Annotated in this window: 13 protein-coding genes; 10 read left to right on the top strand and 3 right to left on the bottom strand. The window is 36.3% G+C overall.

The genetic code is table 11. From position 1 onward, the window contains the following. Positions 1-67: 67 nt before the first annotated feature. Together BW983_RS09950 and BW983_RS09945 are read left to right on the top strand one after the other, a co-directional pair. Positions 68-2,452: a TonB-dependent siderophore receptor gene (locus BW983_RS09950; RefSeq protein ID WP_076551829.1), complete on the top strand. Its 2,385-nt coding sequence runs from the start codon at positions 68-70 to the stop codon at positions 2,450-2,452. Beyond that, positions 2,453-3,622 (top strand): PepSY-associated TM helix domain-containing protein, encoded by a 1,170-nt coding sequence (locus BW983_RS09945; protein WP_076551828.1) that lies wholly within the window; start codon positions 2,453-2,455, stop codon positions 3,620-3,622. A gap of 1 nt (position 3,623) precedes the next feature. Here the strand turns inward: BW983_RS09945 and BW983_RS09940 are convergent, their stop codons facing one another. Further along, positions 3,624-4,238 (bottom strand): helix-turn-helix domain-containing protein, encoded by a 615-nt coding sequence (locus BW983_RS09940; RefSeq protein ID WP_076551827.1) that lies wholly within the window; start codon positions 4,236-4,238, stop codon positions 3,624-3,626. Positions 4,239-4,364: 126 nt separating this feature from the next. Between BW983_RS09940 and BW983_RS09935 the strand changes: the two genes are divergently transcribed. The 8 genes from BW983_RS09935 (at position 4,365) to BW983_RS09900 (ending at position 15,687) form a co-directional block, all read left to right on the top strand. Continuing rightward, positions 4,365-4,760, top strand: a complete 396-nt coding sequence (locus BW983_RS09935; protein ID WP_076551826.1) for a YbjN domain-containing protein — start codon at positions 4,365-4,367, stop codon at positions 4,758-4,760. A 19-nt stretch (positions 4,761-4,779) separates the two neighbouring features. Then, positions 4,780-5,481: a PspA/IM30 family protein gene (locus BW983_RS09930; protein WP_076551825.1), complete on the top strand. Its 702-nt coding sequence runs from the start codon at positions 4,780-4,782 to the stop codon at positions 5,479-5,481. A 2-nt stretch (positions 5,482-5,483) separates the two neighbouring features. Beyond that, the gene (locus BW983_RS09925) at positions 5,484-6,140 is read left to right on the top strand and encodes a hypothetical protein (RefSeq protein WP_076551824.1); all 657 of its coding nucleotides are present in this window, start codon (positions 5,484-5,486) and stop codon (positions 6,138-6,140) included. A gap of 119 nt (positions 6,141-6,259) precedes the next feature. Further along, on the top strand, positions 6,260-8,281 hold the full coding sequence (locus tag BW983_RS09920) for a flotillin family protein (protein WP_076551823.1): 2,022 nt from the start codon (positions 6,260-6,262) through the stop codon (positions 8,279-8,281). Positions 8,282-8,412: 131 nt separating this feature from the next. Beyond that, the gene (locus BW983_RS09915; RefSeq protein WP_076551822.1) at positions 8,413-13,215 is read left to right on the top strand and encodes a DNA repair ATPase; all 4,803 of its coding nucleotides are present in this window, start codon (positions 8,413-8,415) and stop codon (positions 13,213-13,215) included. A 149-nt stretch (positions 13,216-13,364) separates the two neighbouring features. Beyond that, a complete protein-coding gene (locus tag BW983_RS09910; protein ID WP_076551821.1) occupies positions 13,365-13,730 on the top strand; it encodes a hypothetical protein in 366 nt (121 codons plus the stop codon). A 43-nt stretch (positions 13,731-13,773) separates the two neighbouring features. Then, on the top strand, positions 13,774-15,189 hold the full coding sequence (locus BW983_RS09905; protein WP_076551820.1) for an aminotransferase-like domain-containing protein: 1,416 nt from the start codon (positions 13,774-13,776) through the stop codon (positions 15,187-15,189). Positions 15,190-15,201: 12 nt separating this feature from the next. After that, a complete protein-coding gene (locus BW983_RS09900) occupies positions 15,202-15,687 on the top strand; it encodes a GNAT family N-acetyltransferase (protein WP_076551819.1) in 486 nt (161 codons plus the stop codon). 76 nt (positions 15,688-15,763) lie between these two features. On the opposite strand, the gene BW983_RS09895 is transcribed toward BW983_RS09900, so the two are convergent. Next, positions 15,764-17,617, bottom strand: a complete 1,854-nt coding sequence (locus BW983_RS09895; RefSeq protein WP_076551818.1) for an alkaline phosphatase family protein — start codon at positions 17,615-17,617, stop codon at positions 15,764-15,766. Positions 17,618-18,099: 482 nt separating this feature from the next. Next, complete coding sequence (locus BW983_RS09890; protein ID WP_076551817.1) at positions 18,100-18,768, bottom strand: HAD-IA family hydrolase; 669 nt, start codon at positions 18,766-18,768, stop codon at positions 18,100-18,102. Between the last annotated feature and the right edge of the window lies 1 nt (position 18,769).

Genomic DNA, 18,769 nt, shown 5'->3' with positions numbered 1-18,769 from the left:
TATTTCCTAATGGGAACCGCTAATTTTGCCAGCGTAAATTTAATTAAACTAATTCTAAATAACAATTATGAATAAGAACAGATTCCTTTTTCCGGTATTGCTTTTTCCGGCTATTATGTGGGCGCAAAGTACTTCGCAGATTACCGGAAAGGTTGTAAACTCTCAAAAGGAGCCACTTTCGGCGGTGAAGGTTATTTTGAATAATGGAGAAGCGGAAGTTTATACTGATGATAATGGCTTTTATAGGTTTAATAATATTCCTGCAGGAAATTATATATTAAAAGTTGAAGATCCTGATATTAAGAAAACTTATTCTTTTACATTAAAATCAAATGATAGTATTTCGCATGATTTTGAGCAAATTACAGATACTTATCAGATTGTAGCGGTAAATGTATCTGCAAACAGGAAGACAATTCCTTCTTCTACGTTGAGATTAGGGGAAAACCTTTTGGTAACTCCTCAAAATATTCAGGTAATAGATCAGCGTTTATTGAGTGATCAGCAAATCCTTACAACGGCTGAAGGATTGAGCCGGAATGTGAGTGGTGTTCGTACCATTACCCACCAGGAAGAAGGAAGTGTTGGAATTGCAGTACGTGGATTTTCTGCTTCGAATCTGAGAAATGGGATGGATGTAAGTGGGAGTTTCGGTCCTCTTCGTGAAGATATGTCTTTTGTGGATCGTGTAGAGTTTGTAAAAGGTCCTGCTGGATTTATGATGGGAAATACCCAGCCGGGAGGTTTTTATAATATTGTAACGAAGAAGCCTGTAGGTAGAGAGAAAGGAAATGTTCAGCTTACTTTGGGAAGTTTTAATCTATATCGTGCAACGGCAGATGTTGAGAAAAAGCTAAGTAAAGATGGGAAATTTTGGGGAAGACTGAACCTTATGGGAACAAAATCCGGATCTTTTCAGCAATATGTAGAGCATGAGCAATATGTTATTAACCCGTCTTTCAAGTATGTGGCATCAGAGAATACCAATGTAACTCTTGAATATATCCTTTCGCAAAACAATTTTCAGGGTGGCTTTGCCAAATATGTGTATGGTATTGACGGATTTAAAGAGTTAAAAAGATCTTTTACCTTTTCAGACCCTATTATAGATCCTACCCGTTCATGGGAGCATAATGTTTATGGAACTATTAATCATAACTTTAATGATAATTGGCTGATTACCGGTCAGTTTGGATACATTCGTTCTCAGATGCAGGGAGAGTCTCTTTATGCGAAGTATAATTCTATTACGTTAGCTGATAATCCTGTAACGGGAAGAAAAAGAGGTGATGTAGATCGTGGAATAAGTATTAATGATGCTTTAAATACCTCAATGATTGGGCAGGTATTCACAAGAGGGAAATTCTCTACCGGAAATATCAATCATAATATTCTTGCCGGAATAGATATGGGTAAGAAATCCTATGTCGCAGACTGGAGTGTACTTCCGCAGAATATTGGTCCTGTATTCAATATCTATAATCCTGTTTACGGGCATCTGAAAAAATCCGATATTCCTGAATATGACCGTTCTAAATCACTCAGAGAACGTGGAGCAAACTACCTTACCGATTATTCTTATACATCATTCCACTTACAAGATGAAGCTCGTTTCCTTGAAGACAAATTAAGAGTGGCAGCAGGTTTCCGTTATACCTCTACTTCAAAAACGAGTGCCGCAGACAAGGGGGCAGAAATTAAAAATACAGCTGTTACCCCAAGAGTAAGTATCACAGGGCTTTTGACGCCAACTTTCACAGTTTATGGGCTGTATGATGAAACTTTTCAAGAGCAGACAGGAAAGCTTATCAACGGTAGTTCTGCAGATCCTTCTTTTGGAAAAAATACAGAAGTTGGTGTAAAGAAAACCTGGTTTAATGGGCAGTTGATGACAAACCTTACCTTTTATCACCTTACTAAAACAAATATGTTGACTTCTGCTGGGATTGATTTTCCAGGACTTTTTGAACAGTCTGGGAAAAGTGTATCCAAAGGAATTGAATTTGATCTAAACGGAAATATCAGTAAAAACTGGAGCATTCTTTTCAACTATGCCTATACAGATGCTAAAGTAACAGAAGATAATGATCCTAAAAAAATAGGCGGAATGCTATATGGAACAGCAAAACATATCAGCAACGCTTGGATTAAATATACCATTGCTAAAGGTGATCTTGAAGGTCTGGGATTCTCTTTCGGGTATGAATATCAGGCGAAAAGAGCAGCTTGGCCTGTCGTTTTAGATCATCCGTATCTGCCTGATGATTATTTTACTTTAGATGTAGGGGTTTCTTATAAAAGAGACAATTACCAGCTCTCTTTCCTAGTCAATAACCTTACTGATCGTTACAATTATGTTGGTTTTTATCCTGGAGCCTGGTCATATACCCATTATGGATGGAGAGCGACCAATCCTGTCAATTTCCGACTGAATCTCTCATATAGTTTTTAAATGAATAACATAAAACCTAAATCTAAAAAGAAAAATAACAGAAGTTTATTCTATAGAATCTCAGCCTGGCTACATTTGTGGCTGGGTCTTGTTTCAGGTATTATTGTTGTTATTATTTGTATTACCGGTATTACCTGGTCTTTTAGAGATGAAATCAAAGATTGGCTAAACCCTGAACTTAGAGTAGAGTCTATTCCGGGAAAAGAAATGCTTAATCCAGTTATCCTTTATGAAAAGGCTAAGGATCTTTATCCGGATCAGGAAGTTTCTTTTGTCTGGCGACCTACGGGCAAAGCTTCAATGATAGGTTTTGGAAAAAGAAATTCCGGTTTTGTTCTGCATCTTGACCCTTATACCGGTGAAGTACTTCGTAAACCTACCTTTAAAGAAGAATTTGATTTTTTTGAATGGACCTTGAAAGGGCATCGCTTCTTATGGCTTCCTTCCGAAATTGGACGTCCTATCATCAATTATTCTACATTTATATTTTTCATTACCTTACTCACCGGATTAGTTCTTTGGTGGCCTAAAAAATGGACCAAAGCCATACGGAAACAGAGTTTTTCTGTGAAATGGGATGCTAAAATAAAACGTCTGAATTATGATCTGCACAATGTTTTTGGCTTTTATAGCATGATCATTCTTTTAGTGATAGCAATGACCGGAATGTATTACGGTTTGCCTTGGTTCAATAAGTTTCTGTATTTTACAACTTCACTTGGAAAATCACCTAAAACAGAACGCCAGGAAGTGAAGAACATCACCTCGTATCAGCCGGAAAAACTATCAGAATCAATGCTTATGGCATGGGAAGACGCCATTGATAAGGTAGATGCAAAAGGATACTACTTGTCTGTCCCAAAAGACTCTACAGAAACAATAGGTTTATTTTTATATCCTTCTCATCGGCAGTTTTATAATCTGCGGGGATTTAATTATGATCGAAATACGGGAGTGAGGTTATCTGTAAATTCTGCTCATGCAAATTCATTTGAACAGGCTGATTTTGCTACCAAAGTTCAAAAGTTGAATTACGATCTTCATGTAGGTTCCGCTTTGGGAGGAATTTGGGGGAGAATCCTTTACTTTTTTATTACAATTATCGGGGGCTCACTTCCCATCACTGGTTTTCTAGTATGGTGGTTTAAGAAAAAGAAGAAAGGAGTATAAATTACCTGTTTTCTGCTTTATTTTCCAATCTTTCCAGCCTTTCAAAAATATCAGTAAAAATGTTTTTCTCTGATGTGGAAACATTCCCTACGATTTTATAAATATTCTCGTTGTCAGTAGTTGCTGCATACTTTAAAGTTTCGTTAGTATGCACTAATAAATGATGACGAGGATCTTTTTTAAGATCAGCTTTATTCAGGAATAAAATATCACCATAATGATAAGGAGAAAGCAATGGCTTTTCTGAAGTAAACTCATAGACTAAATCTACAGATGCTAATATTTTTTGCAGGATGGAGCTGTTTTGAGAATCAGATTCCTTTAAAGCGGCTTTTTCGTTCCTTTCACTGATTGCCAGTTCTGGAAAAAGCATCAGTTGGTCTATATCTGAGACACTTACCAATTGATTTACCTGCAATGTTTCAGTTAATAATTTATCAATATTAAGGTTAAAATGGTTAGCAACCTTTAATATTGTCTCTATTTTTGGTTCTGCACGCCCTTCTTCATAAGAACTGATCACTCCTCTGTTTAAGTCAAATAAATCGGCGAAAGCCTTTTGGCTCAATCCTTTAACCTGTCTTATTTTCTTAATATTAGTTCCAAAGAAGCTCATTGTTTGTCTAATCTTTTTTGCAAAGATAGAGAATCTTAAATAAATATTTGCTAATAATATTTGCAATTTGAAAAAAATATGCTATATTTGTGTAGTAACGAAATAGAAAACACTAAACCAGGAATCATGAAAAATCAAATATTTAGAACAGTCAAAGAGTGGTTGTTAGATTATGAGTTTAATATTACCCTGGAAGACGAAGCGCAAAGAATCTTAATCATAGAAAAAGAATCCAACGGGATAAAAAATATGATCCTTATTATATCAGATTCTATTCTGATCATGGAACAGTTTCTTTTTGAAATCAAAAATCCTTCCGAGCAAATCTTCAGAAAACTTCTCCAAAAAAACAGAGATATTGTACATGGAGCTTTTGTTTTAGACAGTACAGGAAAACGTGTCATCTTCAGGGATACCCTTCCTACAGATCATATGGCACAGAATGAAGTAATGGCTTCTATCAACTCACTGGGGATTCTGGTGGGCGAATTTACCAACGAGATGCTTGAAATGAGTAAGTAATTCACAAAAGATATTTAAAATGAACATTTTTAAAAGACTATTAACAATAGGAAAAGCAGAAATTCATTCTGTGATTGAAAGTTTTGAAGACCCTATAAACATGACAGAAGAGGGAATTCGTGATATGAAAGAACAGCTTGGGAAAAGCATCGAAGCACTGGCTCAGTTAAAGGCTTTGACAATCCGTAAAAAGAACGAAGCTGAAAAAGAAGAGCAAATCGCCAGTGATTATTACAACAAAGCAATTGTAATTATTCAGAAAGCTGAAAAAGGAGAAGTAGAAGCCCCAGAAGCAGACCGTCTTGCCAAAGAAGCTTTGAAAAGACAGGCATCTTATCAGGAAAATACCAACAAATTACAGGAAGAGCATCAAAAGCTTCATTCCGATTGTGAAAAAATGCAGACAACGATCAATCATCTGAAATCAAGTATTTCTAAATGGGAAAATGAATTGAACACCCTGAAGGCAAGAGTTCAGGTAAGTGAAGCAACAAAAGATATCAACCAGAAAATGACCCAGATGGATACCGGAAGTGCAGTAAGTATGCTTGAAAAGCTGAAAGATAGAGTAGTACAGCAGGAAACCCTTGCAGAGGCATATTCTGATATTTCAAAATCAGGAAAAACAATTGATGAGGAAATAGATGCTATTGTAAACAGCAATGATAGGGAAGCTGAAGAAGCTTTAAACAGATTAAAAGAAACACTTAAAAAAGGCTAAATATGACCTTTCAGGAATTTTTAAACATAGCATTTTCGCCGGTAAACACCATATTGAGTGTTTTACTTGTGTTGTCAGTGGTGTATTGGTTATTTACCATCATTACCGGGCTGGATATTGATGTAGGAATACATTCCGATCTTGATGTAGGTGCAGATACCAATGTTCCGGACGGTCATATTCATGCTCCTGATCACGACGCTTCTGCTTGGATGCACTTCCTGAAGTTTCTTAATCTAGACATTGTTCCGATAACGTATTTCCTTACTTTGTCATTGCTAATCACGTGGTTGGGGTCATTTTATCTGAATTATTTCGTTCCGATGCCAACATGGCTGGGAATATTACTCTTATTTCCATTGATGATTGTGGGAATGTTGCTTACTAAATTCATTTTGAAGCCTTTAAATCCTTTTTTCAAGGAAATCAATCATAAAGGAGAAGCATCCTATGCCTTTCTTGGAAGAGAAGGAAGATTAAAATCAACTATTCAGGATGATAAAATAGGAATGATGGAAGTATTTATCGGCAGTGATCCGATGACCTTGATGGTGAGAAGTCAGGGTGGAGTAAAGCTGGAACACGGAACCTACGTAATGATTGTAGACGAAGACCCGGAAAAACGCCTTTATTATGTTCAGAAATCGATGAGATATTAAAAAACTAATAACCATGTTCAATCTATTTTTAATCATGCTGAACTATATTTTAGAGATTCTTTCTCAAGATTTTTAAAATAAAAAACACATTTATATATAAACTATAAACTTATAAAACTATGAACTTACCTTTAATTGCTGGAATTATTATTGTTGCGGTAGCATCAATCGGATTGATTTTCTGGATTTTATCGATGTATAAAAAAACCGTACAGGGAATCGTTATTTTAAGAACTGGTTATGGAGGTACAAAAGTCTTCTTTAACGCGGGTATCGTAATTCCAATTATCCATCGTATGGAATCTATGGATATCTCTGTAAAAAAACTGGAAATCTCAAGAGAAGGAAAAGCCGGATTGATCTGTAAAGACAATATGAGAGCTGATATTCAGGTGGCATTCTTTATCCGTGTGAATAAATCAGTAGATGATATAGTGAATGTCGGACAAACGATTGGATGTCAGAGAGCTTCTGATGCACAGACTTTAAGAGAACTTTTTGAAGCAAAGTTTTCAGAAGCATTAAAAACTGTAGGAAAGAAATTCGACTTTACAGAACTATATGAAGCAAGAAGTGAATTCCGCCAGGAAATCCTTGACATCATCGGTACAGACCTTAATGGTTATGTTTTGGATGACTGTGCCATCGATTATCTTGAGCAGACTTCCATCGACAAGCTAGATAAAGATAATATCCTTGATTCTGAGGGTATTAAAAAGATTACAGAACTTACAGCTAATCAAAACATTAAAGCAAACCAAGTGCGTCGTGATGAAGAAAAAACAATTACGAAACAAAATGTAGAAGCTAGAGAAGCAATTCTTGAGCTTGAAAAACAACTGGCAGAGAAAGAAGAATCTCAGAAAAGAGAAGTAGCAAATATCAAGGCTCGCGAAAATGCTGAAATATTAAAAGTAGAAGAAGAAGAACGTCTGAGATATGAAACTGTACGTATTGCAACAGAAGAAAAACTACAGATTGCAGAAGAAAACAAACTTCGTCAGGTAGTTATTGCTGCTAAAAATAAAGAACGTGCAGATCTAGTAGAAACAGAAAGAGTGATGAAGGACAGAGCTTTAGAAGCTACAGAGAGAGAAAGAATTGTTTCCCTTGCACAGATCGAAAAAGACAAAGCAATAGAACTTGAGAAGAAAAGTATTCAGGATGCCATCCGTGAGCGATTGACAATGGAGAAAACCGTTGTAGAAGAGCAACAGGGAATTAAAGATCTTGAAGCATTCAAAACAGCAGAAAGAAACAAGCAGGTTGAAATTACTGTAGCAACTCAGGAAGCAGAGAAAAAGTTAATTGGAGAAACAAAAGCAGCTGAAGCCCGTAAACTAGCAGCTGAAAAAGATGCTCAGAAATATGTAATCGAAGCACAGGCGAAAAGAGACGCAGCAGAAAAAGAAGCAGAAGCACGCAAGATTATTGCAGATGCTAAAGCAAAAGAAGAAGCAACGGTAGGGCTATCTGAAGCTCAGGTGCTGCATGCGAAAGCAGATGCCGCAGAAAGACAAGGTATTGTAGAAGCTATAGTTATCGAGAAAAAAGCAGATGCCGTGAAGAAAGAAGGAATTGCACAGGCAGAAGTGATCAAAGAAAAAGCATTGGCAGAAGCAGCAGGTATTACCGAAAAAGCAGAAGCAATGAAGAAACTGAACGATGCAGGAAAAGATCACGAAGAATTCCGTCTGAGACTGAATAAAGAAAAAGAAGTGGAATTAGCTGAAATCGCAATCCAGAAAGACATTGCAGATGCACAGTCATTAGTATTGGCAGAAGCATTCAAAACTGCGAAAATTGATATTGTTGGAGGTGATAATACATTCTTTGATAATGTAATTCGTCAGGTGTCTGCAGGAAAAGGGCTGGATAAATTTGTCAGTCACAGTGAAAATGCCCAAATGATAAGAGAAAACCTATTAGGAGATGGTGAAAATATCATTGCTAAAGTAATGGGAATGGTAGATAAATACAATATTTCTTCCGACGATATTAAAAACATGAGTATTGCTTCCCTGATCTTTAAACTGAATGGAGTAGCAAACCAGCAGGAAAGAGGTATTCTGGAAAGAGCTCTTGACATGGCAAAACATATGGGGGTAGATCATAAACCGGTGAACGGTAATCATATATAATATTGATTTTATAAACCTTTACAAACCTTATAGGCTTCAAAAACCTATAAGGTTTAGATGAAAATAAAGTATCATAAGTTCTACACAAAGACCTGCCGTAAAAAGCAGTCAGGACAACTTAACAAAATACTATGTCAGAACAACTTAATTCAGGAACCTACGAAATTATTCAGAACCGTCTGAACGAGCAGAAGAATGATCTTATTCAGAGACTTCAACAGCTTAATGATGAGCGCAAAAATATCTTCGGCGGAATAGATTTCTCACTGATTGCCAATGAGAGAATTTCCACGGAGCATAGCTGTATTGCCAAGGATATTTATTCTTTGGGTGATCATTTGATATTCGGTTCCAATGCTCATTTAGGACTACAGACTGAGATTAATATTTCGGACGTTTTCTCAATATATACCATCAATAATGACAGATTTGAACCTCAGGATAATACCCTGATCAATGATGAGATTTTTATTGATGAATTTAAAAATTTATACAAATATTACAGAAATACATTCTTCGCCAGATTTACCTTTACGGAGAATTATCTCTATATGGTTTTCCAGCTTTCGGAAAGCACAACGGATATTAAAGCATTTAAATGGTTGATTAAAGAAAATCAGCTTATTTATATAGACTCAAGAAGTGCTTCAGAAACAGCATATCCGCAGCAGCATGGCTTTGCATGGACCAAGGCAACAAGAGATATGCAGCGATCAGGAAAACACCCGCATATTTCCCTTGCAGATAAGGTTTTTGTGGAAAGTATCGGTGGAGATATTACCATTAAAGTTGAAGATAATACAGATACAGGAAAAGGTATTTATTCCGAAGATGTTATCCATAAAGATCAAAATCTGGACGATGCCGAAATTCATTTCTGTGATCTGGATAACCTTGTATTGTTCAAAATAAAACCTTACCAGGAAACAGAGCGCTATTTTATTTACAATCATAAAGAAAAGACTGTTTCAAGGGCAGATGCTCTTAAATATTCAGGGCTTTTACTTCCTGAAAATCAAGGAGTATTATTTTCCAATGGATATGCGCTGCAAACAGGGGGATTAAAAGTTATTTCTCAGGATCAAAACAGACTGTATTATCTGAAAACGGTTCTGGAACCCAATGGAGAAAACTTTCTGTACGTTTTTTATGATGATAAAACGAACAACTATCAGTTGATATCCTACAATATCATCACCCAAACGATTGAAACACCAATCCGTTGCAGTGGATTCACATTTTTAAGCGACGGAAGGCTCATCTATCTGAGAGAAAGTATTGAAACCACAAAAAATCACCTTGCTCAGATCTGGCAGACCCCATTTTCCAAAGAACTGTTACCCAATGCCGAAAAAGCAGACAGTCTATTGTACAAGATCGGGAATAAAGACATCGTAAGAGTAATGGCGGAAAGCCAGGAATTGATTACCCTTTTAAATAAAAAAGACTCTTATAGCGGACTTTATAACGACATTGTAAAGCTCTCTACCTTTATTCTGGATACCTATTATTTCCTGGGAGAAGAAGAAGTTCAGAAACTGGATCAGCCGTTGAAAGAAATCAGGGGAATTGCCCATTCTGCCATTAATGAATACGAAAAGGTAGTTGAGCAAAGGAAAAATACAGAAGAAGCGTTAGAAAAAATAAAACAATCTTGTGACAAGATCCTTGATGATACCAAAAGACTTCACTACTCACAACTTACAGAATACATTGATGCTCTTTCCCAGATAAGAGCGTTAAGAGGAGAAGTAACAGGAGCAAGAGAACTGAAATATGCAGACTCCAATCTTTTGGATTCTCTTGAGAAAGCTCTTTCAGAAAGATATAACGAACTTTCTAATGCCTGCGTTGAATTTTTACTGCAGGAAGGATCTTTATTGCCTTATGAAGAAAAAGCTCAGAAAATTTCAGAGGATATTGTATCATTACAAAAGGCTATTGATGCTAAAACCATCGATGAACATATAAACACATTGTCCGGACAATTGGAGCTTTTGGTAGATATTGTCAATAATCTGAAGATTGAAGATACTTCCCAGTCTACCCAGATCATTGAAAACATATCATTGATCTTTGCCCGATTGAATCAGGAAAGGCTTGAGCTTTCTAAAAGAAAAAGAGAAATTTCAGGAAAAGAACTCGCTTCAGATTTTCAGGCTCAGATTACTTTATTTGATCAGTCGGTGATCAATTTTTTGGAACTTTCACAAACCCCTGAGAAATGTGATGAATATCTGACCAAACTTTCTATCCAACTGGAAGAAATGGAAACTAAATTCATTGATTTTGATGAATTTATCCAGAAGATAGGAACCAAAAGAGAAGAAGTCTACGGACATTTCCAGAACAAAAGAGTACAGCTTACAGAATCAAGAAACAAAAGAACTCAAAGTCTCTTTGATGCAGCACAAAGAATTCTGAAATCTGTTCAGACCAAAGCCGAGTCTTTTGATGCTGAAAATGAAATCAATGGTTACTTTGCTTCCGATTTGATGGTGGAAAAGGTGAGAGATTTTGCAAGACAGCTTGCTGAGTTGGAAGATTCTGCAAAATCCGAAGAAATTCAAACCCTTTTAAAGACCTGTCAGCAGGAATCAGTAAGGAAACTTAAAGATAAAAAAGAAATCTATGTAGATGGCGAAAGCGTTATAGCGCTTGGTGATTATAAATTTGCAGTCAATCAGCAGAAACTTGATCTTACATTAGTTCTGAAAAATGCACAATATTATTATCACCTTACCGGAACAAGCTTTTATGAACCTTTAAATTTCAATACAGCTGATGAGTTCAAAGAAGTTTGGAATCAGGAATTTATTTCAGAAAATACAAAGGTTAAAAGATTTGAATACTTAGCCTGGAATGTATTTTCAAACCATAAAGAAATCGTGACGGATGAACAGAATGAGCAGGCTGTTCAGCAGTTTACGGCAGATCATTTCGGAGAAGGATTGGTAAAAGGGATTCACGATAAAGATGCACAGATCATCGTTAGTAAACTTCAGCAAATGTATAATGAACTGGGACTGATGAGGTTTACAACCAAGGAAAGAGCATTAGCACAACTTTTCTGGTTCTTGTTAGATTCAGAAAGAAAAGAATATTATACCAAGCAGTTTGAAGCTACAGCTATCATTTCCCAGTCTTTCCCAGTAAAACAAGGATTTGAATACCTAAGCAGGGAACTTGCTGAAGAGATGAGATCTTTTGCATCTACAAATAATATCTTTACAGAAACAGATTGTATCAATGCTGCCATATATCTGAAACAAGAGGATAAAGAAAACTTTTTGATCTCTGAAAAAGGGGGCGCTTTATACAGTTTGTTTTTAAAAGAACTGAAAGAAAAAGGCAAAGACCTTGAATTTATTACTCAGTTACAGGCTATGTATCAGTATCCTTCGGCATGTTATTATATCGCAGAAGGCGCATTAAAAGCTTTTGATACAAACGCTGAGAATGATATTATCCAGGAAGTAATCCCATTTATCATTACTCAAAAGTTTGATCCGAAAAATATCAGACATGTTTCTTATGAAATCGCCATAAAAGAACTGAAATCACTTGAAAAAGATACAGAATACCATCTTAATTACTTTGAGTTTGTATCCCGACTGAGTCATTTCAATACTGTTACCGTTCCAAAGTATAAGCGACTTCAGGAATTGAAATACAATTGGGTGGAGGAGAAGAAAAAAGCACTTAAACTAGATACTTTCCAACCTCAGATATTAAGCTCATTTGTAAGAAACAAGCTGATCAATGATGTCTATTTTCCTTTAATAGGAGCCAATCTTGCGAAACAATTGGGAACAGTGGGTTCAGATAAGAGAACAGACAGAATGGGAATGCTTCTTCTGGTATCACCTCCAGGGTACGGAAAAACAACTTTGATGGAATACATGGCAGAACGTATGGGACTCGTATTTATGAAGATCAACGGACCTTCTCTGGGGTATGATATTGTTTCTACAGACCCGAATGAAGCCAAAAATGCAGGAGCAAGACAGGAACTTGAAAAACTGAATCTTGCCTTGGAAATGGGAGATAATGTGATGCTTTACCTTGATGATATTCAGCATTGTAATCCAGAATTCTTACAGAAATTCATTTCTCTCGCCGATGGACAGAGAAAGATTGAAGGAATTTATAATGGAGAAAGTAAAACCTATGACCTTCGTTCAAAAAGATTCTGCCTGGTAATGGCTGGAAATCCATACACGGAAAGCGGTGAGAAATTCAAAATTCCGGATATGCTTGCCAATCGTTCAGATACGTATAACCTTGGAGAAATATCAGGATCAAAAACAGACCTTTTTGATCTGAGTCTTATCGAAAACGCTCTGATGTCCAATGAATATCTGACCAGATTGACTCAACCGGGAATGGAAAACCTCTACGAATTATATGATTGTGTAGTAACCAATAACCCTGCAGATAACCTGAAAGGAAACTTCAGTTCCAATGAAATATCAGACTTCAGATCTGTTCTGAAAAATACGATTATGGTCAGGAATATGATTCTAAAAGTTAATAAAGAATATATTGCTTCCGCTGCAATGTCTGATGATTACAGAAATGAACCGTCATTCAAGCTTCAGGGATCTTATCGTAATATGAATAAGCTCATCACTCAGATCCAGCCTATTTTAAAGGAAAATGAAGTCACTCAGATTGTATTGGATCATTATCAGAATGAATCCCAAACATTGACAACTGGTGCAGAAGCCAATATGCTGAAGCTAAAAGAGCTGATTGAAACAATCTCAACACAAGAAACCGAACGGTGGGATGAAATCAAGAAGACTTTTGTTAAAAATAAAACCTTAAAAGGATTAGGTGAGAATGATAGGATGTCTCAGATTGTAGCATTACTTGCCCAGTTTGGAGACGGATTGGAAGGGATAAAAGAAGCTTTGAGAAAAGTAGAGTAACGCTCCTGATCATATTAAAAATAAAACGATTGTTTCTTTGAAGCAGTCGTTTCTTTCATTACGAAAGTCTGTACCCGTAATATTCTATACTTCTGTATCTGTATCCAATCTTAAAGACTCCATAATTTTGTTTTGTAAAGCAGAATACTATGGAAACCAACATTCAACATCAGGAACAACTTCAATATGCAGAAGTTTATATTTCAGACATGTCAGTGCTCAAAAATATATTTCTACAGACACAGAATATCAAAAAGATCAATCCTGAGTTTGGTATTCCTTTTCTTTTAGCAAAAAAGAAAAATGAAGTGTCAGGATTTGCAAGCCTGATTATACAGGAAAAAGATAGAATTGCTTTTAAAATTTATGAAAAACCTGGAATGTCTGAAGCAGAAAAGAAAAACTTTATGTCTTGGGTAGACAGCTATTTCAAAAAAAGTACAACTTCCAACTTCCGAAATTCTGAACAGTTGAAAAGTAGTATTCAGAAGATGGTTAATTGGCTTAATCAATAATAAAGCAGGGATAAAATTGTACTTTTACTTAAAACAGTGATTCATGTCGAAAGATGTACTTTACCTTAAAATAGCCAATGCAGTCACAGAGCAGATCAAAAGTGAAACATTGCAATTCGGAGACAGACTGCCTTCTCTAAGGAGTGCACAAAAGCTATACAATGTAAGCTTAAATACTGTAAAGCAGGCATATATGGAACTTGAGAGCCGTTCCCTGGTAGAATCACGCCCTAAATACGGATACTATGTAAGTCAGACCTCTCAGCGAAAGCTTGCCTTGCCTTCTGTAGCAAAAATGAAGGTTTCTGAAGGAGAAAACACCCCTGAAGACCTCATTGGTAAAGTGTTTGGAACCATTGCAGGAACAGATGTTACTCAATTTGCCCTGGGAATTCCCGGAAAAAGTCTTCTTCCCGTTGCTCAGATGAAGAAGTGCATGATTAATGTAATAAAAGCCAAACATGACAGCGGAACCAATTATGAACCTGTACAGGGAAGTGAAAAACTCCGTCGTGAAATAGCCAAATGGTCTATAGTAATGGAAGGAAAAATTACAGAAGACGATCTGGTAATTACTTCTGGTGCTATGAACGGAGTCTACAATTGCCTTATGGCTGTTACTAAACCTGGTGACTGTGTAGCGGTAGAAAGTCCTGTTTACTTTGGAATTCTTCAGGCGATTCAATTATTAGGATTAAAAGCAGTAGAAATTCCGACTCATCCTATTACCGGAGTTGATCTGGATGCTTTGAAAAAAGTGCTTCCCAAGCTTTCCGCATGTTGTTTTGTTGTAAATTATAACAATCCATTGGGCTTTCAGATGCCGGATGATAATAAAAAAGAACTCGTAAAAATGCTTACAGAACATAATGTTCCATTGGTAGAAGATGATGTTTATGGAAATATTTATTTTGGAGCAGGAAGACCAAAACCTTGTAAGTTCTATGATGAAGCAGGAATCGTGATGTGGGTAGGTTCAGTATCCAAAACTTTAGCTCCGGGTTATCGTGTTGGTTGGGTGGCTCCAGGAAAATTTAAAGAAAAAATTATAAGACAAAAGTTGGTGCAGACCGTTTCCAGCCCTTCTTTATTTTCAGATGTGATTGCAGATTTCCTTGAACATGGGCGCTATGATCATCATTTGAGAATGTTCAGAAAGAAACTTTACGCCAATTATCTTCAGATTCAGAAGTCGGTGACACAGTATTTCCCAGATAATACTAAAATTTCAGAACCCAAAGGAGGATTTATGCTATGGCTGGAACTGGATAAAAGAATATGTACCGAAGATCTGTATGACGAAGCAGTCAGTCAGAAAGTGAATTTTGCTCCCGGAAGAATGTTTTCACAATACAATCAGTATCAAAACTGCATGCGATTAAACTATGCCTTAGAATGGACAGACCGTGTAGAAAGCGATCTCGAGAAACTAGGGAAAATGATAAAAAACAGAATATAAAAACCTAAAGCGATGAGTGATATCAATAATGAAGTAAAAATTATAGCCTACGAACCACAATATAAAGAAGCTTTCAAGATTTTAAACGAAGAATGGATCAAAACGTTCTTTGTGATGGAAGCCAGTGATTATAAACTTTTGGATAATCCCGAAGAACACATTCTGAATAAAGGCGGTCACATTGCCTTTGCATTGCTGAATGGTGAGCCGGTAGGAACGTGTGCCTTAGTAAAAGCTCATGAAGAACCTCTTGCTTTTGAGCTGTCAAAAATGGCTGTAAGTCCTAAAGCGCAGGGAAAAAAAATAGGATACCTGCTTGGTAATGCTCTTATTGAAAAAGCCAGAGAATTGAAGGCAGAGAAAGTATTTCTGGAAACGAATTCTATATTAGTTCCTGCGATAAAGTTATATGAAAAGCTAGGATTTAAGCATACTCCGATTACCAATCCTGGTTATGATCGTGTAGATGTACAAATGGAGTTGGATCTTACCTCTTAGTATAAAAAAATATTGGAACTCGGATGATCATATCCTTGTTCCAATATCAAATTTAAATCTAATTGTTTTACTGTTTTTATTTCTTGATAAAAGCCTTAGTTTGAGACTTTTTAATTCCATTCAGCTTAATAAAATACATTCCAGCCGGAAGATTTTCAATATTGATCTTTTCTTCATATTGACCATTGGATGATCTTAAGCTTTTTGAAAATACAAGTGATCCTTTTGCATCCATAATTTCAGCCTTTATCTCTTTATCTCCTGATTGAAAACTGATACCGATCTGTGTAGAAGCCGGATTCGGATATACCTTGAAATCTTCATTGGTTGTTTTTGTTTCTTTGGTTGCCAAAACATCATTTGAACAAACCGGAATTCTGTTGACTCCATCAATTCCCCATGAAGCCTGTACCGGAATACAAAGCCAGTTCAATACCGTTGGGAAATGATCTGTTTCTCTTGTTGTTGAGGTATAATCATAGATTTTGAAGGTATTTGAAGTATTTGCTGTATAAGTTGGAGCTCCTGTAATATTCATATGATTCGCATTAGGGCTTGAGTCAGATAAAGTATTTCCAGCAGTTTCATTGCATTTCCAGTTTGCCAATAACTGAGAATAATAAGGGTGTGAAGCAGCAATATCCTGATTTGCCCAGTTGACAATAACATCATTTGGAAGAGCAGATTTCCAGATTCTGACATCTTTATAAGAAGCAGCTAGCGTAACGTTATAAGTATTCGTTCCATCCTGATTCAATGTTAAAGGCAGTACAGAGTTAATATTTCCGATGGTATTCATTTTCGCAAAAGTAACCGGAACTCCATCTTCATATAAGGTAACAAGTCCATCTCTGTCAAAGCTTGCCGCAATATGTTTCCACTTGTTTGTTTCAAGCTTTCCGCCTACAAGATCAATTCGGTTGGTGCCGTCTGCAATATTCATTTTAAAGGTTTGCCCTGAGTATCCCGAGAATATAATTCCTTTATTTTTTCCGTTTGCCCAGTTTTTATTTCCGATAAATACAGGATCGCTTGAATAAGCAGCATTAGGTTTTACCCAAAATTCAATCGTAAAATCCTGATTTGCTCCAAAATTAAAAAGGTTTTGGTTCACAGGCTTTGCATAAGCTGTTGCAGGAAGGCTCAATTGATTGAATGTTTTATTGGATTCAAGAACCGTTTTACTGATCTGCTGTGGAGTAAACCCCGGATTGGAATAGATTGTAAAAATATTTCGCTCAGAAAGATTTCCACCACCATGAGAACTGTCTACAGCTCCATGATCGGTTGTTAAAACTACCATCCAATCCTCATTATTGTAAGTGGCTCTGTTTTTCATGGCATTCACGATTTCGCCAATATAAGTATCTGTAGTCTGAATAGAAGAAACATATTGAGGAACCGCTGACGAAAATCCATACGAATGTCCTGCATGATCCACATCATCAAAATCTACAAACAGAATATCCGGATTATCATTCTGTAAAGCATTGACGGCTGCATTTTTCACGGCGAGATCTGTTCCTAAATTCGATTTTACGTCTGCATTTTGTATGATTTTGTCATTGATAGGTGCCCAATTGACAAGAGACATTGTTCTTAGGTTAGGATTATAGGCTTCAGCTCGTGAGATAAAGTCAGGGTAGTTACTATAATTGGGGTTAGTAAAACTATTATCCTGTACATTATGCTTGGTATGCCATACACCTGTAAGCATGGTACTCCAGCCATTTCCGCTCCATGTCGTAGCGGCACATAATCCGTCAAGAGAATAGATAGATTGGTTGATGAGGTTTTGAATATTAGGAGTATTCGTAGACATCATCACATCTGCACGACAACCGTCGATACCGATAAAAAGGACTTTTTTGGTTTGAGCTCCAAGGAAACAGTTCATTACAACAGCCATTGAGAATAGTTTTGTTTTCATGGGATAAAGGGTTTTAAAAGTAAAAGTTTACAAATAGTAATTTATTTTTAACAGTTGTAAAATTAATTTACTATTTGTAAACATGTGTGAACTTAAAATTAATTAATTGATAATTAAAAAGTGCTTTGAGAATGAAGTGTTAGAAACATAATTAGTTTCGTAACTATAATAATATTAATGTTTTAATTGATTTTGGAAACCGTCTGTGTGTTACAGCACCACTAGGGATTGCTGAAAATTTAAAAGTTAACTAATATTAAAAATTTGACATTTGTTATTCTGAGATTCTTCATTATATTTCACTCCATTCAGAATGACAGTGAGCAAAGTTTTCAACGAAGGCAAATATTCAGTCGAGAGAGCGATAATTTCCCTCTTCTGGAGGGGTGGCAAATCGAAGATGTGACGGGGTAGGTAGGGTGGTTTAAAAAAGACACAAATGCCAAGTAAAAACATTTGTGTCAAAGTATAAAAGCAAGTATTTAAAGAATATTTTCAGCCTCAGAAATAGTATTAAAAATATAATCAGGTTTAGCTTTTTCCAGTTCTGATCTGTTTTGGGCGCCTGAAAGTACAGCAATCGTTAATCCGCAGCCAGCGTTCTTTCCCTCCTCAATATCAATCACAGAATCTCCGGCTTTCAATACTTTTTCCGGCTTATGGATATTGAATTTTTTCATTGCAAGATTGATCATTTCCGGACTTGGTCTGCTCTCTGAAACATCATCCGCGGTGATCAATGCATCAAAATGTATATTTTCCTTCCATTGCAGCTTATCCAAAAGTTGTTGGGCAATTTCAGAAGTATACCCGGTATTAAGCACCACTTTTTTATTCTGGGCCTTCATTTTAAGGAGGAAATCTTCAGTTCCGTTAATGGGTTTTACCTCAAGATTCTGGTATGCATTTTTTAATTTGACAGAAAATTTTTCAAAAATAGCCATAGCATCTTCTTCATTTCCACCAATTTCCTTTAATAAACTTGTGATTGCCTCCAGCTTTTCCATCCCGGCGCAAGTAATAAGAACCTGTTCAAGACCGACTTGATAGCCATGTTCGTTCACTGCTTCGGTTACCGTTTTATAAACCACATTATCTTCATCCACTGTAGTTCCAGCCATATCCAGAACCAATAATTCTATATTTTTCATT

This window comes from Chryseobacterium ureilyticum (assembly GCF_900156735.1).
GTDB lineage: Bacteria > Bacteroidota > Bacteroidia > Flavobacteriales > Weeksellaceae > Chryseobacterium > Chryseobacterium ureilyticum.
Note: the sequence above shows the minus strand (reverse complement) of the source record. Positions and strands in the feature narration are given on the sequence as shown.

Bases quoted from the DNA above. Each gene is read 5' to 3' on its own strand.
- BW983_RS09905 (WP_076551820.1), top strand. From the start codon at position 13,774: ATGTCGAAAGATGTACTTTACCTTAAAATAGCCAATGCAGTCACAGAG.
- BW983_RS09950 (WP_076551829.1), top strand. From the start codon at position 68: ATGAATAAGAACAGATTCCTTTTTCCGGTATTGCTTTTTCCGGCTATT.
- BW983_RS09900 (WP_076551819.1), top strand. From the start codon at position 15,202: ATGAGTGATATCAATAATGAAGTAAAAATTATAGCCTACGAACCACAA.
- BW983_RS09945 (WP_076551828.1), top strand. From the start codon at position 2,453: ATGAATAACATAAAACCTAAATCTAAAAAGAAAAATAACAGAAGTTTA.
- BW983_RS09935 (WP_076551826.1), top strand. From the start codon at position 4,365: ATGAAAAATCAAATATTTAGAACAGTCAAAGAGTGGTTGTTAGATTAT.
- BW983_RS09920 (WP_076551823.1), top strand. From the start codon at position 6,260: ATGAACTTACCTTTAATTGCTGGAATTATTATTGTTGCGGTAGCATCA.
- BW983_RS09890 (WP_076551817.1), bottom strand. From the start codon at position 18,768: ATGAAAAATATAGAATTATTGGTTCTGGATATGGCTGGAACTACAGTG.
- BW983_RS09915 (WP_076551822.1), top strand. From the start codon at position 8,413: ATGTCAGAACAACTTAATTCAGGAACCTACGAAATTATTCAGAACCGT.
- BW983_RS09895 (WP_076551818.1), bottom strand. From the start codon at position 17,617: ATGAAAACAAAACTATTCTCAATGGCTGTTGTAATGAACTGTTTCCTT.
- BW983_RS09925 (WP_076551824.1), top strand. From the start codon at position 5,484: ATGACCTTTCAGGAATTTTTAAACATAGCATTTTCGCCGGTAAACACC.
- BW983_RS09930 (WP_076551825.1), top strand. From the start codon at position 4,780: ATGAACATTTTTAAAAGACTATTAACAATAGGAAAAGCAGAAATTCAT.
- BW983_RS09910 (WP_076551821.1), top strand. From the start codon at position 13,365: ATGGAAACCAACATTCAACATCAGGAACAACTTCAATATGCAGAAGTT.
- BW983_RS09940 (WP_076551827.1), bottom strand. From the start codon at position 4,238: ATGAGCTTCTTTGGAACTAATATTAAGAAAATAAGACAGGTTAAAGGA.